Below are 14,409 nucleotides of genomic sequence, written 5' to 3'. Positions count from 1 at the left end.
GGGGCGGGCTTGGACGGGCTGGGGCAGGGGCTTTTTCCGACCCCTTTCGAAACCCTTGTTGAAAGCCCGGGCCGCCCCCTAGCCTGAACGGCAAGGAGGCGATCCGGTGAAGCACACCTCACGTGACATACGCACCGCGAACCGGTACCAGGTCATGCGCCGGATCATCGCCTCCTCGCCCGCCTCGCGGCAGGAACTGGCGGCCGCCACCGGCCTCTCGCTGGCGACGGTCGCCACCCTCGTCGGCGAGCTGCTCGACCTCGGGATGGTCACGGAGGTCGGCTTCGAGGACTCGGCCGGCGGCCGCCCCCGCAAGCTGGTCGCCGTCAACGCCTCCGGCGGCGCGCTGATCGGCGTCGACATCGCCGAGACGTACGTCCGTGCCGAGCTGTTCGACCTGGCGCTCAGCGTCGTCGCCCGCGCCGAGGACGAGGTGCGCCCCGGCGAGCGCCGCCCCGAGCGGCTGACCGCCCAGGTCGCCGCCGCCGTCGGCTCGGTGGCCGCCCGGGCCGGCGTGGCGGAGGACGACGTGCTCGGCGTCGGCGTGAGCGTGCCGGGGCAGGTGGACCGGGACGGCGGCGTCGCCGAGTACGCGCCCAACTGGGACTGGCACGACGTGCCGCTGCGCGACCTGCTCGCCGAGCACATCGCCCGTCCGCTCCACCTGGACAACCCGCTGCGCGCGTGCGCGGTGGCCGAGCTGTGGTTCGGCGCCGCCCGGGGCCGGGAGGACGCCGTGGTGGTCAACCTGGGCACCGGCGTGGGCGCGGGCCTGGTGCTCGGCGGCGCGGTGCACCGCGGGGTCAGCAACAGCGCCGGCGAGTGGGGACACACCACCCTCGTGCTGGACGGGCGGGCGTGCCACTGCGGCAACCGCGGCTGTGTGGAGACGTACGTCGGCGCCCTGGGCATCATGCGGAACCTGCGCGAACTGGCGCCCGACAGCCCGCTGTTGCACCCCGGCGACCAGACGGCGACCGTCGACGCGCTGGCCCGTGGGGTGGCGGTGGGCGACCCGGTGGCCGCGCAGGTGGTCCGCGACACCGCACGCCACCTGGGCGCCGCCGTCGCCGGCCTGGTCAACGTCCTCAACCCGGAAGTGGTCGTCCTCAGCAGCTGGGTCGCCGCCGCTCTGGGCGAGCCGCTGCTGACCGAGGTGCGCGAGGCCGTCGCCCGGCACGCGCTGCGCCGGCCGCTGGCCGCGACGGAGATCGTCCTGTCCCCCATCCCCACGGACCCGGTGTGCCTGGGCGCGGCCACGTTCGCGCTGGAGGGGGCGCTGACACCGGCGGGCCGCAGACCGGTGCCGCGGGCCGGCCGCACGGTCTGACGCCGCTTCCCACGACCACCGGGGCACGGCCACCGAGGGCTGTCGCCTCCTCCCCCGAGCATCAGGGCTGTCGCTTCCTCACACCCGTCTGGAGACCGATGTCCGAGCACAGCACCACCTCCACCGACTACGTCGAGAACGTCTCCCCCGGCGACGTGGCCCTGCCGCCGCGGGCCTGGTACGCCTCCTCCGACGCGGCGAGGCTGTCGCTGAACGGCAGCTGGCGCTTCCGTCTCTCGGCGACGGCGGACGCGCGGGACGACTCCTTCGCCGCGCCCGGGTACGACGCCGGGGACTGGGCCGAGGTCACGGTCCCCGGGCACTGGGTCCTGCAGGGCCATGGCTCGCCCGCCTACACCAACCACCTCTACCCGTTCCCGGTCGACCCGCCCCGGGTGCCCACCGAGAACCCGACCGGTGACCATCTGCGCGTCTTCGACCTGCCCGGCGACTGGCCGGCCGGCGGCGGTGCCGTGCTGCGCTTCGACGGCGTGGAGTCCTGCGCCCGGGTCTGGCTCAACGGCACCGACATCGGCGTCTTCCAGGGCTCGCGGCTGCCGCACGAGCTCGCCGTCGGGCATCTGCTGCGGCCGGCCGGCAATGTGCTCGCCGTCCGCGTCCACCAGTGGTCGGCCGGCTCCTATCTGGAGGACCAGGACCAGTGGTGGCTGCCCGGCATCTTCCGTGACGTGACCCTGCTGCACCGCCCGGCCGGCTGCGCGGCCGACTTCTTCGTCCACGCGTCCTACGACCACCGCACGGGCGAGGGCACCCTGCGGGTCGACTCCGACGTCGACGGCCGGGTCACGGTGCCGGAGCTGGGCGTGGACACCGCCACCGGCGAGCCGGTCACGGTTCCGGTGGAGCCCTGGACCGCGGAGACGCCCCGGCTGTACGACGGGGTGCTGGCGACGGAGGGCGAACGGGTCGCGCTGCGCATCGGTTTCCGCACGGTGGAGCTGCGCGACGGGCTGATCCGGGTGAACGGCGAGCCGGTGCTGTTCAAGGGCGTCAACCGGCACGAGTGGCACCCGGAGAAGGGCCGGGCGCTGGACCGCGCGACGATGCGGGAGGACGTGCTGCTGATGAAGCGGCACAACATCAACGCCGTGCGCACCTCCCACTATCCGCCCCACCCCGCGTTCCTCGACCTGTGCGACGAGCTGGGCCTGTGGGTGATCGACGAGTGCGACCTGGAGACCCACGGCTTCACCGAGCAGGACTGGCGGGGCAACCCCGTCGACGACGACCGCTGGACCCCGGCGCTGCTGGACCGCGCCGCGCGCATGGTGGAGCGGGACAAGAACCATCCGTCGGTGGTCCTGTGGTCGCTGGGCAACGAGGCCGGCACCGGGCGCGGTCTGACCGCGATGGCCGAGTGGATCCGCGGCCGCGACGCCTCCCGCCTGCTGCACTACGAGGGCGACCGCAACTGCCGTGACACGGACGTCTACTCGCGGATGTACGCCGCGCACGAGGAGGTCGAGCGGATCGGCCGCGGCCTGGACGGCGGCCCCGAGAAGCGGCGCGCGCTGCCGTTCGTCCTGTGCGAGTACGCCCACGCCATGGGCAACGGTCCGGGCGGACTGGCCGACTACCAGCGGCTGTTCGAGTCGTACGACCGTCTCCAGGGCGGCTTCGTCTGGGAGTGGATCGACCACGGCATCGCGCACCCGGAGCTGGGCTACGCCTACGGCGGCGACTTCGGCGAGGAGCTGCACGACGGCAACTTCGTGTGCGACGGGCTGCTGTTCCCCGACCGGCGGCCCTCCCCCGGCCTGCTGGAGTACAAGAAGGTCGTCGAGCCGGTCGGGATCACCGGTGAGGGCGGCACGGTCCGGGTGACGAACAAGCAGGACTTCGCCGACCTGTCCGCGCTGGCGTTCACCTGGTCGTACCAGGTGGACGGCGAGACCGTGGCCGAGGGCGCGCTGGGCGTCCCGGCCCTGGCCCCCGGCGAGTCGGCCGACGTGAAGCTGCCCGAGCCGCCCGAGGCGCCGAGCCCCGGCGCGGAGACGCAGTGGACGGTGCGCGCCCGGCTGGCGGCCGGCACGGCATGGGCGCCGGCCGGCCACGAGGTGGCCTGGGGCCAGTGGACGGTCTCCCGGCGGCCGGCCCCGTATGTCGCCGCGACCGCCCGCCCGGTCCCGGCCGGCGGCCGCCTCACGCTCGGCCCCGGCGTCTTCGACGCCCGCACCGGCGCGCTGCTCGGCGTCGGCGGTGTGACCGTCGAGGGGCTGCGCCTGGACGTGTGGCGGGCGCCGACCGACAACGACCTGGGCGCCTCCTGGCAGGACCACGTCCGCTACGGCCTGTTGTGGCGCAGGTTCGGCCTGCACCGCATGCGGCACCGGCTGGACGCGGTGGAGCCGGCCGGCGAGGCGCTGACCGTGCGCACCCGGGTGGCGCCGGCCGGCTGGGACATCGGCCTGCGCACGGTGTACCGGTGGACGTCCGACGGGAAGCGGCTGAAGCTGACGGTGTCCGTGGGCCCCGAGGGCGACTGGACGGTTCCGCTGCCGCGGCTCGGCGTCCGTTTCGCTCTCGCGGCGGCCGACGAGGTGCGCTGGTTCGGCGGCGGCCCGGGGGAGGCGTACCCGGACACCCGGCAGGCGTCGGCGCTCGGCCTGTGGCGGTCGACGGTGGACGCGTTGCAGACGCCGTACGTCCGCCCGCAGGAGAACGGCGCCCGCGCCGACGTGCGCTGGGCGGAACTGGGCGGCCTGCGTGTCGAGGGCGACCCGGAGTTCTGGCTGACCGCCCGGCGCTGGACGACGGAGCAACTGGACGCGGCGACACACCGCACCGGCCTCACCCCGGGCGGCACGGTCTGGGTGAACCTGGACCACGGCCAGCACGGCATCGGCTCCCAGTCCTGCGGCCCGGGCCCGCTGCCGCAGTACTTTCTGCACCCGGAACCGGCCGAGTTCTCGTTCGTCTTCTCACCGGCCGGCTGACCGATCCCCTCCGGGGACCTTCCTGTACTAGGCTGTTACCTAGACCCCCTAGGAAACGGAAGGTCCCCATGGCCCGTGCCGGCCTCACCGCCGACCGTCTCGTCGCGGCCGCCGCCGAACTCGCCGACGAGGTCGGCTTCGAGAACGTCACCCTGTCCGCCCTCGCGCGGCACTTCGGGGTGAAGGACGCCAGCCTGTACTCGCACGTGCGCAATCTGCAGGACCTGCGCACCCGGCTCGCCCTGCTGGCCGGCGGCGAGATGATCGACGAGATCGCCGCCGCCGTGGCGGGCCGGTCCGGCAAGGACGCGCTGGCCGCCTTCGCCGGCGCCTACCGCGCGTACGCCCTCGCACACCCGGGCCGCTACGCCGCCACCCAGATCCGGCTCGACCAGGCCCTGGTCACCGACTCCCCCGCGCTGCGCCGCACCTCGGAGATCACCTACGGCATGCTGCGCGCCTACGACCTGACGGAACCCGACCTCACCGACGCCGTGCGCCTGCTGCGCAGCACCTTCCACGGGTACTGCGCCCTGGAGTCCGGCGGCGGCTTCGGCGCCCCCAGGGACGTACAGCGTTCCTGGGAACGGGCCGTCGAGGCGCTGCACGTGGCCCTGGAGAACTGGCCGAGCGAGGAGCCCGCCGGTGACTGAGCCGTCCTACGACGTCCACGGCAGCGGACCGGTGCTGCTGGTGCTGCCGGGCGGCGCCGGGCACCCCATGGGGCTGGACGCGCTCGTCCGGCGGCTGGCGGCGCGGCACACCGTCGTCGTCCTCGACCCGCTCGGCCTCGCCCACGGGCGCCTGGGCCGGCCCGTCCCCGAGCAGCGAGTGGCCGACTGGAGCGAGGCGGCCCGGCGGGCCCTCGACGCGACGCTCCCCGAGGGCGAGTCGGCCCACGTGCTCGGTTTCAGTTCCGGCGGCATCGCCGCCCTCGACCTGCTCGCCCGCCATCCGCGACGGCTGCGGCACGTCGTCGCGCACGAGCCGCCGTGCGTGGCCGTACTGCCCGACGGCGACCAGCGCCACCGGGGCCTGCGCGCGGTGCACGACACCTACCGCAGCGCCGGGCTCGCCGCGGCCGGAGCCCGGCTCGCCGCGGAGCTGGAGGGCCTCCCGGCGCCGGACCCGGCACCGGGAGAACCGCCCTCCCCGCAGGAGGAGTTGTCGAACCCGATGGCCGTCTTCCTCAGCCGCGTCCTGGTCCCCTTCTCGGGGTACGTGCCCCCGGCCGGGCTCCCCGCCGGGCGGCTGACCCTCGCCGCGGGCACCGCTTCCCGCGGGCAGCTGCCGCACCGGACGGCCGCCTTCCTCGCCGAGCGGCACGGCTGCCGGTTCACCGAACTGCCGGGCGGGCACCTGGGAGCGGCCGAGTTCCCCGAGGCGTTCGCGGACGGCGTCAGCGAGGCGCTCGCGGTTCCGTAGATCCGCAGCCCGGCGGGCCGGCCAGGGCGCGGACCGCCTCGTACGGCGGTGCCGTGCCCCCGGGCGTCCCCCCGGCGCGCACCTGCACAGCCGCCTCCACGGCCGCGCCCAGCGCCCGCCGGTACAGCAGCGAGCCGAGGCTGATCCGGCGCACACCGAGGTCCGCGAGGTGGGCCACGGTGGGACCGTCCGGCGTGTAGAGGATGTTCAGCGGCACCGACAGCTGCCGCACCAGGGCGGAAATGGCCCGCGGGTCGCCCAGCCCGGGCACGAACACCTCGTCGGCACCCGCCTGTTGATAAAGATCGAGGCGGCGCGCAGTCTCCGTTCCGTCGCCGTCGCCGAGCCAGTGGGTGTCGGTGCGGGCGTTGACGAACAGGCCGGGCACCGCCGCCTTGACCGCGGCGATCTTCGCGGCGTGCCGTTCGGCGGAACCCAGCCCGTCCTCCAGGTTGATCCCGACGGCCCCCACGGCCCACAACCGGCATGCCAGCTCGGCCACTTCGCCGGGGTCGTCGGTGAATCCGCCCTCGGCGTCCACACTCAGCAGGAACGGGCCCGAGCCGAGCACGAGGGCGAGGCGCAGGGTCTCCTCGCGGGTCGCCGCCGCCGCGTCGGGCAGGCCGGCCGCCGCGGCCACGCCGAGACTGGTGGTGCCGATCGCCCCGAACCCCTGCGCGGCCAGGGCGTGCGCGGAGGCGTGGTCCCAGGCGCACGGCAGCAGCAACGGCTCGCCCGCGCGGTGCAGTGCGGCGAAGGCCGTCACGAGAGATCCCCCACCGCGTCCGCGTAGTACACCGACTCGGCCACGTGCAGGGCGAGCCGCCGGAAGCTCCAGCCGTCGCCCGGCGAGTGGTCGAGCTGTTCGTCGGTGAGCGCGTCCAGGCGTACGGCCCAGATCCGGGCGAGCCGGGTGAGCCGGCTGCGGGCCTCGTCCAGGTCCTCGGGGGTGAAGGGGGCGAGGTCGGCGGGGGTGGTGACGGCGGAGGCGTGCCAGTGGTCGGGCAGCGGCGGCTCGCCGGCCGAGCGGGCCTCCAGCTCGGCGAGATGGTCGACGAGGTGGTCGGCGACCCGGCGGATCGCCTTGTGCGGGGTGTACACGCGGTCGTCGGCGTGGACGGGTGTGCCGTCCCAGGCGGTCCAGCCGGCGGCGAGCGCGAGGACGTGCTCGACCATGCCGGTGACGGCCTGGGCGGGGGTGCGGCCGGGGTGCTCGGCCGGCTGCTGGCTTCGGGTCATACGGGCACGCTAGGCGCGCGGCCGTTCGGCGCCGGCCGAAGTGTCCGCGCGCCCGGGGCCGGGCGGCTCAGCCGGTCGCGGCGCGTTCGGCGGCGCTGCGCTCCACACAGAACTCGTTGCCCTCGGGGTCGGCGAGGACGGCCCATCCGGTGCCGTCCGGGTTGCGCCGGTCGTCGACCAGGGTGGCGCCGAGGGCGAGCAGCCGCTCGACCTCCTCCTCGCGGGTGCGGTCCTGCGGCTGGAGGTCGAGGTGCACCCGGTTCTTGAGCGTCTTCGCCTCCGACACGGTGACGAACAGCAGCCCGGCGCCCTCGATGAGCACCTCGGGGTCCCCCGGCTTGTCGTCGTCGTGCAGGGGCAGGCCCAGCACCTCGGACCAGAAGGTGGCGAGCCCGTAGGCGTCGGCGGAGTCGATGGTGGTGTGGCGAATGGCAGAGGTCATCCGGGGATTGTGGGTGCGGGGCCGACGCGCTGACAACGCAATTAACCGTCGGGGAGGGCCTGTTCCGGGCGAAGAGGCCGCGGACCGGCCCCGGAAACGCTCACTGCGCCTGCCGGGCGGCACCCCCGTCCGGCCGCACCAGGCCCGCCGGTACCAGGCCCAGGGCGACGAGTTCGTCGCGGACCAGGCCGGCGTACACGGTGGCGCCGTGCACGGACGTATGGGTGTTGTCGCGCTTCTCGTTGTACAGGTACAGCGCCTTGGAGCCCTCCACGCCCAGCGACTCCACCAGGGCCTTGGTCCGGGCGGTGAGGTCGACGAGCGGCACGCCCTCGGCGGCGGCGACGGAGCGGACGACCGCCGGGTGGTCGACGCCGAGGCCGTTGACGAGCAGGGCGGTGTTGTTGTTCAGGGTGCCGTCGGCGTTGAACCAGCGGCGCACGATCGGGGTGACGAGCACCGGCTCGCCGCCCTGCTCGCGCACGCCCGCCACCAGGGTTTCGAGGTTGGCGCGGTAGGTGGCCCGGTCGGTCGTCTTGTCGTTGTGGGCGAGCTGGATCAGGACCAGGTCACCAGGGCGGATCAGCGGACGCACGGTGGCCCACAGCCGCGGGTCCTGCAGATACGTCACCGTGCTCTCGCCGGAGTCGGCGTGGTTGGCGACGGAGAGCCCCTTGCGCAGGTACTGCGGCAGCTGCTGGCCCCAGCCGGAGTAGGGATCGCCGGGCTGGTCGCAGACCGTGGAGTCGCCGACGAGGAAGATCTGGCGGCTGTGCCGGGCGGGGGTGACCCGGATGCCGGCGAGCGCGGGGGCGGTGCCGCCGACGGCCAGGTCCAGGCCGGGTGTGCCGTCGGGTCCGGTGGGCTCGCCCTCGGGGGTGCGCACGTCCACGGTGAAGCTGCGTGCGACGCGCTCGCCGGCCGGGACGGCGGTCTCCGGGAGCAGGGCGCGGCGCGTCTCGCCGGTCAGGTCGGTGCGGGAGGCGGTGTCCCCGCCGAGCAGCACCTGGACGTCGTAGGTGCCGGGCGGGACGTCGAAGTGGCAGGCGGTGGCGGTGCAGTGCGCGAGTCCGGGCGCCTGGTCCGGGGCCGCGTGGGCCGGGGCCCCGGTCAGCGCGGCACCCAGGGCGGCCGCCGCCAGCGCGGCGGCGTTGAAACGTCTCATGACGGCTCCAGAAGTCGGTCGGGGACACGGCCGAGCCGAGACCGTACCGCTTGGAACAAGCGCTTTCCACCCCCCCACCACGATTCCTCAAGCCGCCAACTCATTCCCTGCGCAAGCCCTTTCCCAAAATCGATTCAACTGTCACGCTGCCTATCGCCCGCACCCCCCACGCCAAGGAGGCACCCCCATGCCCGGTTCCGGAAGCGGAGCGCTCCGACGCCGTACCCTCGTCCTCGGCTCGGCGGCCGCCGCCGGCACGGCCGCACTCACCGGCCCCTTGGCCGGCTCGGCCTCGGCCGCGGGCTTCGGCTGGAGCGACGACGGCACGCACTACGTCGTCGACACCGGCGCGCAGCTCGTCTTCAAGGTGAGCAAGACCAACGGCGACCTCACCTCACTGGTGTACCGGGGCGTCGAGTACCAGGGCTACGGCGGCAAGAACTCCCACGTCGAGTCCGGCCTCGGCGCGTCGACGGTGACCCTCCGCCAGTCCGGCTCGACGATCCTGATCTCCGTCGCGTACGGCACGCTGAAGCACTACTACGCGGCCCGCAGCGGCGAGAACAACATCTACCTGTGGACGAACAAGGCCGACGACTCGGTCACCGCGAGCCGGTACATCGTGCGCGTGAAGGCGGGGATGTTCCTCAACGACGAACCCGACTCGTACACCTACGCGCCGACCACCGTCGAGGCCTCCGACGTGTTCCGCAAGGCCGACGGCCAGACCCGCTCCAAGCACTACTCACGGCTGCGCGTGTCGGACTACGACCACATCGGCTGGACGACCGGGAGCGTCGGCCTGTGGATGGTGCGCAGCAACCACGAGAAGGCCTCCGGCGGCCCCTTCTACCGCTCCCTGCTGCGCCACCAGAGCGCGGACGGCGGCGGCCTGTACGAGATCCTCCACTACGGCGAGAACCAGACGGAGGCCCAGCGGTTCGGCCTCCAGGGCCCCTATGTGATCGCCTTCACGGACGGCGGCGCCCCCTCCTCGTCCCTCTTCCCCGGCACGCTCACCACCCCGTGGGCGGACTCGCTCGGCATCTCCGGATACGTCCCGGCGAGCGGCCGGGGCCGGGTCGCGGGCGTCGGCATCGCCGGCCGCGACGCGGCGTACCCGTACACGGTGGGGCTCGCCAACGCCGACGCCCAGTACTGGGGTGCGGCGCGCTCCTCGGACGGCTTCTTCTCCATCGCCGGCGTGCTGCCGGGGACGTACACCCTGACCGTCCACAAGGCCGAACTCGCCGTCTACACCACGCAGGTGACGGTGTCGGCCGGATCGACGACCACGCTGAACACGATCACCATCCCGGCCGTGAACGACCCCTCCCGGGCGAGCGCGATCTGGCGGATCGGCGACTGGACCGGCACGCCGAGCGGTTTCAAGAACGCCGACCTGATGACGTACGCGCACCCGTCGGACGTACGGGCCGCGTCCTGGACCGGCAACGTGGTGATCGGCAGCGGCAGCGAGACGTCGGCCTTCCCCTGCTACCTGTGGAAGGACGTCAACAGCGGGCTGTTGGTGTACTTCAGGCTCACCGCGGCCCAGGCCGCCGCCGCCCACACGCTGCGCATCGGCGTGACGACCGCCTACGCCAACGGCCGCCCCCAGGTGACCGTCAACGACGTCTGGACGTCACCGATCCCCTCCCCTCCCACCCAGCCGGGCACCCGCTCCCTGACCGTGGGCTCCTACCGGGGCAACAACCACACCTTCTCCTACAGCGTCCCGGCGAGCGCCTGGCGCACGGACACGTACAACGTGCTGCGGATCGACATCGTCAGCGGTTCGGGGACCACCGGGTTCCTGAGCGCGGGGACGGCGATCGACGCGATCGACCTGCTGGCGTGAGCGTCACACGGGCGACTAGCGTCATGGCATGACCAGCGAGAACCCGCGTCCCTCCACCTCCCCCGCCCCGCTCGCCGAGGCCCTCGCGGCCGGGACGGTCGTCCTGGACGGCGGCATGTCCAACCAGCTGGAGGCGGCCGGGCACGACCTGAGCGACGAGCTGTGGTCGGCGCGGCTGCTCGCCGAGCGGCCCGAGGCGGTCACCGAGGCGCATCTCGCCTACTTCGAGGCGGGCGCCGACGTGGCGATCACCGCCAGTTACCAGGCCACCTTCGAGGGCTTCGCCCGACGCGGGATCGACCGCCCCCGGGCGGCCCGACTCCTCGGCCTGAGCGTGGAGCTGGCCCGCGAGGCGATGGCACGCGCCCGCACGAAGGGGGTCGACCGGCAGCTGTGGGTGGCCGCCTCGGTCGGCCCCTACGGGGCGATGCTCGCCGACGGCTCGGAGTACCGGGGCCGCTACGGACTCACGGTGCAGCAACTGGAGCGTTTCCACCGCCCCCGGATGGAGGCGCTGGCGGCGGCCGGGCCGGACGTGTTCGCGCTGGAGACGGTCCCCGACACCGACGAGGCCACGGCCCTGCTGCGGGCGGTGCGCGGGCTAGGCGTCCCGGCGTGGCTGTCGTACACGATCGAAGGCGACCGCACCCGCGCCGGACAACAACTCCAGGACGCCTTCGCGCTCGCCGCCGACGCCGACGAGGTGATCGCGGTCGGCGTCAACTGCTGCGCCCCGCAGGACGTACCGGCCGCAGTCGAAACCGCGGCACGCGTCACCGGCAAGCCAGTTGTGGTCTACCCCAACAGCGGAGAACGCTGGGACGCCACCTCCCGCGCCTGGGACGGCCGCTCCACCTTCACGACCGAACAGGTCCTCGCCTGGCAGCAGTCGGGCGCCCGCGTGATCGGCGGCTGCTGCCGAGTGGGCCCCCAGGCCATCGAGTCGATCGCAGCGACGCTGAGGCAACAACAGGGCCACTGATCCGGTACTGGTTCTGCCCCCACGCTCACCGATGCGCGCCCGCCACGAAGGCCAGGATGTGCGGGACCGCCTCCCGCAGAGTGCCGAAGTGGCGGTGCACGCCCTCCACCGGGGCAGGGGCGTTCACACCCCACACCGTCATCCCGGCCCGCAGCCCGGACCGCACGCCCGACGGCGCGTCCTCGACGACCAGACAGTCCTCCGGCTCGGCACCCAGCAGCGCGGCGGCCCGCAGATACGGAACGGCAGAGGGCTTGCCCTCCTCGACAGCGGCCGCGTCCACGATCACACTCGGCACCGGCAGTCCCGTACGCAGGAAACGCCCCCGCACCCGGTGCTCGTAGTTCGAGGTGACCAGGGCCCAGGCCCCGGCGGGCAACCCACACAAAAGCTCCGCCGCGCCGTCGAAAGCAGCGTAGACACCGGACCGCACGTCGTCGTCCTCAAGCTCGTGCAGCGCGGCCAGACACTCCCCCGCATCGAGATGCCCGGCGACCTGGCCAAAGGTCTCGACCGGCCGCGTACGCAGGGCGACTTCATAGACCTCGTCCGCATCCAGCCCGTACCGCCGGGCCCACGCACGCCACACCTCGCGCTGATTGCTCACCGCGTCCATCAGGGTGCCGTCGACATCGAACAGCACACACCTCGAACGTCCGCCCGATTCACTGATCACCACCCGATCATGCCACCCCGCCGATGGCGACGACCCGCACACCCGACGGCCCGCAGTCGCCCGCCGGCGGGAGGGGCCGGGGTGGGGGGTGTCCGCCCGGAGCGGCCGGCACCGCCAACCCTCACCGCGTCGGAGACAGCGGGCCGGACCGAGGACGGACACCCCCCACCGCGGCCCCGCAGTGACCACCGGCCGCAGGCGCTACGCACGCCACGACGCAACAGCAACAGGCCGCCGCAGGCACACAAGGGGCGCGGGGAACTGCGCGAGCAACCACAACGCAACAGCAACAGGCCGCCGCAGGCACTCAAGGGGCGCGGGGAACTGCGCGACCAGCCACAACGCAACAGCAACAGGCCGCCGCAGGCACAAGCGAGCAACCACAACGCACCCGCAGCCGAAAACCGACCCGCCGCCGCAGGCACAACGCACGCCGGGACGGCCTCACCGGCGCCGCAAAACCGCCGACCGCCGCAACCGCCGTACCGCTGACCGCAGTTCCACGGTCCGAGGCCCCGGCCCCGCCGCCGGAGTCGAAGACGCGGCGACCGCAGCCCGAGCCGCAGCATCCAGGCGCCACAGGGACAGTTCACGGTCCCGCGGCCCGTGCGCCGTATAGGGATCGCGCACCACGTCCACGCGCCCCTCCTCACGCGGCTCAAGCAACTCACCGAAGACACGCACCGGATGCGAGGCGTCCCACGCCTCCCACCCCGGCTCACCGTCGGCGACAAACCGCACCCACGCGCGGTGCATCTGCTCGGCCAGAAGCTGCGGCCCGCCCTCACCGGCCAGTTTGGCCGACTCCGGCAGCTCACCGGTGTCGAAGACGAAGCCCAGCTCCAGCGCGTGACAGGCCCCGAGACCAGGCAACAGCGACGGCCAGGCGAACTCGTAGACGTACGACGAGCCGGGCCGGGCATCGGCCAGCCGGTGCAGCGGGATGCGCAGCAGGTGGTCGGTGACGAGCTGACCGACGATCTCGGCGGGCCCGGCGTCGGGGTGCAGCGCCCGGTACCCGCGCACGACCTCGTGCCCGCAGTGACAGCGGGCCATGGCCCCCGCGAGGGCCACCGGCCCGAGCCGGTCGACGCGTTCGACGAGACCGCCGGGAACGAGCCACAGCCGGTACTCGTCGCGGGTCCACCCCATCAGCAGCTCGACGCCGTCGGCGGCGTCCCCGTCGACGAGGGCCTCCAACGGGTCGCGGGGCACCAGGTCGCCGTCGACGACGATGCCGAAGGACGGGCCGCCCAGCACCGGGCTGCTCAGCCGCCCCACCTCGGCCTGCGCGCGCAGCAGCGCGGCGGGGTCGACGGCGGCGAACGCCTCGGCCGTGGCGGGCACCTTCAGCCGGGCGGCCATCCGGCGCACCATGCGCCGCACCTTGTCCCGGTCGAAGGACTCCGGTGGCCCGCTCTGCAGTACGGCCCGCCGGAACAGGCCCTGCGCCTGCGGGGCGGCGATGAGCGCGCCGATGCTGATGGCCCCGGCGGACTGGCCGGCCAGGGTGACGCGGGCCGGGTCCCCGCCGAAGGCCTCGATCGCCTCGTGCACCCAGCGCAGCGCGGCGAGCTGGTCGCGCAGACCGGGGTTGGCGGGGGCGTCGGGGAACAGTCCGTAACCTTCCACACCCAGCCGGTAGTTCACCGACACGAGGACGACGCCGTCGCGGGCGAAGGGGAGGCCGTCGTAGACCGGTACGGCGGAGGAGCCCCGAGTCAGGGCGCCGCCGTGGAACCACACCAGTACCGGGAGCCGGGCCGCTGGGTCCGGGTCGGGGGTCCAGACGTTGAGGTTGAGGCAGTCCTCACCCGGCACGACCGGGTCGGACAGGTACTTCTCGAAGGCGTCCGAGTACGGCGGTTTCGGCGGCGTCGGCCCGAAGGCCCCGGCGTCGCGCACGCCGTCCCACGGCTCGGGCGGCACGGGCGGCCGGAACCGCCGCGGCCCGAAGGGGGGTGCCGCGTAGGGGATGCCCCGGAAGACGGCGATGCCGTGCTCGTACCTGCCGCGTATCCGCCCGTGCGGCGTCCTGACCACGGGCTCCGTCCGGTCTGCTGCCATACGCCCACCAGCCCTTCGCCACGCGCTGACAAGCGCGGTAACACCAGAGCATCACGATCGCGCGAGGTATTCCGCCCCACTGCGCCATTCGACGTACAACGCCATCCGGCACAACACGCCACCCGACACAACGCGCCACCGGGCACGACGCGCCACTCAACACGACGCGCCACCAGACCCACGACGCCACCCGGCACAACACGCCACCGGGCACAACACGCCACCCGACACGACGCGCCACCAGACCCACGACGCCACCCGGCAC

The 14,409-nt window shown here is 73.7% G+C and carries 12 protein-coding genes; 6 read left to right on the top strand and 6 right to left on the bottom strand.

The window, feature by feature from the left end:
* Positions 1 to 154: 154 nt before the first annotated feature.
* The 4 genes from C3489_RS36620 (at position 155) to C3489_RS36605 (ending at position 5,712) form a co-directional block, all read left to right on the top strand.
* Positions 155 to 1,330, top strand: a complete 1,176-nt coding sequence (locus tag C3489_RS36620) for an ROK family transcriptional regulator (RefSeq protein WP_181139991.1) — start codon at positions 155 to 157, stop codon at positions 1,328 to 1,330.
* A 98-nt stretch (positions 1,331 to 1,428) separates the two neighbouring features.
* Positions 1,429 to 4,287, top strand: coding sequence for a glycoside hydrolase family 2 TIM barrel-domain containing protein (locus C3489_RS36615; RefSeq protein WP_103786462.1), 2,859 nt, complete (start codon positions 1,429 to 1,431; stop codon positions 4,285 to 4,287).
* A gap of 68 nt (positions 4,288 to 4,355) precedes the next feature.
* Complete coding sequence (locus C3489_RS36610) at positions 4,356 to 4,940, top strand: TetR/AcrR family transcriptional regulator (RefSeq protein WP_103786461.1); 585 nt, start codon at positions 4,356 to 4,358, stop codon at positions 4,938 to 4,940.
* A complete protein-coding gene (locus C3489_RS36605; RefSeq protein WP_103786460.1) occupies positions 4,933 to 5,712 on the top strand; it encodes an alpha/beta fold hydrolase in 780 nt (259 codons plus the stop codon). Before C3489_RS36610 ends, C3489_RS36605 begins: the two co-directional genes overlap by 8 nt.
* Here the strand turns inward: C3489_RS36605 and C3489_RS36600 are convergent.
* The 4 genes from C3489_RS36600 to C3489_RS36585 all read right to left on the bottom strand — a co-directional run bounded on the left by C3489_RS36600 (position 5,687) and on the right by C3489_RS36585 (position 8,558).
* Entirely contained in the window at positions 5,687 to 6,478 is a 792-nt protein-coding gene (locus tag C3489_RS36600) for an isocitrate lyase/phosphoenolpyruvate mutase family protein (protein WP_103786459.1), read from the bottom strand. The two genes, C3489_RS36605 and C3489_RS36600, sit on opposite strands and share 26 nt — an antisense overlap.
* Entirely contained in the window at positions 6,475 to 6,951 is a 477-nt protein-coding gene (locus C3489_RS36595) for a hypothetical protein (RefSeq protein WP_103786458.1), read from the bottom strand. The genes C3489_RS36600 and C3489_RS36595 overlap by 4 nt, the downstream gene beginning before the upstream one ends.
* 67 nt (positions 6,952 to 7,018) lie before the next feature.
* Positions 7,019 to 7,393: a VOC family protein gene (locus tag C3489_RS38470; RefSeq protein WP_146075400.1), complete on the bottom strand. Its 375-nt coding sequence runs from the start codon at positions 7,391 to 7,393 to the stop codon at positions 7,019 to 7,021.
* Between the two features lie 100 nt (positions 7,394 to 7,493).
* Positions 7,494 to 8,558, bottom strand: coding sequence for a rhamnogalacturonan acetylesterase (locus C3489_RS36585; protein WP_103786456.1), 1,065 nt, complete (start codon positions 8,556 to 8,558; stop codon positions 7,494 to 7,496).
* A 187-nt stretch (positions 8,559 to 8,745) separates the two neighbouring features.
* Here C3489_RS36585 and C3489_RS36580 point away from each other — a divergent pair, with 187 nt between their 5' ends.
* Both C3489_RS36580 and mmuM read left to right on the top strand, forming a co-directional pair.
* A complete protein-coding gene (locus C3489_RS36580; RefSeq protein ID WP_103786455.1) occupies positions 8,746 to 10,419 on the top strand; it encodes a rhamnogalacturonan lyase B N-terminal domain-containing protein in 1,674 nt (557 codons plus the stop codon).
* Positions 10,420 to 10,447: 28 nt separating this feature from the next.
* The gene (gene mmuM / locus C3489_RS36575) at positions 10,448 to 11,401 is read left to right on the top strand and encodes a homocysteine S-methyltransferase (RefSeq protein WP_103786454.1); all 954 of its coding nucleotides are present in this window, start codon (positions 10,448 to 10,450) and stop codon (positions 11,399 to 11,401) included.
* 25 nt (positions 11,402 to 11,426) lie between these two features.
* Here mmuM and C3489_RS36570 read toward each other — a convergent pair whose 3' ends face one another.
* Together C3489_RS36570 and C3489_RS36565 are read right to left on the bottom strand one after the other, a co-directional pair.
* Positions 11,427 to 12,077: an HAD family phosphatase gene (locus C3489_RS36570; RefSeq protein ID WP_103786453.1), complete on the bottom strand. Its 651-nt coding sequence runs from the start codon at positions 12,075 to 12,077 to the stop codon at positions 11,427 to 11,429.
* A gap of 444 nt (positions 12,078 to 12,521) precedes the next feature.
* The gene (locus tag C3489_RS36565; RefSeq protein ID WP_181139990.1) at positions 12,522 to 14,144 is read right to left on the bottom strand and encodes a carboxylesterase/lipase family protein; all 1,623 of its coding nucleotides are present in this window, start codon (positions 14,142 to 14,144) and stop codon (positions 12,522 to 12,524) included.
* Positions 14,145 to 14,409 lie beyond the last annotated feature (265 nt).

The sequence above is a fragment of the Streptomyces sp. Ru71 genome (assembly GCF_002920535.1).
In the GTDB taxonomy this organism is placed as follows: domain Bacteria; phylum Actinomycetota; class Actinomycetes; order Streptomycetales; family Streptomycetaceae; genus Streptomyces.
This window is presented reverse-complemented; position numbering and strand designations above follow the sequence as displayed.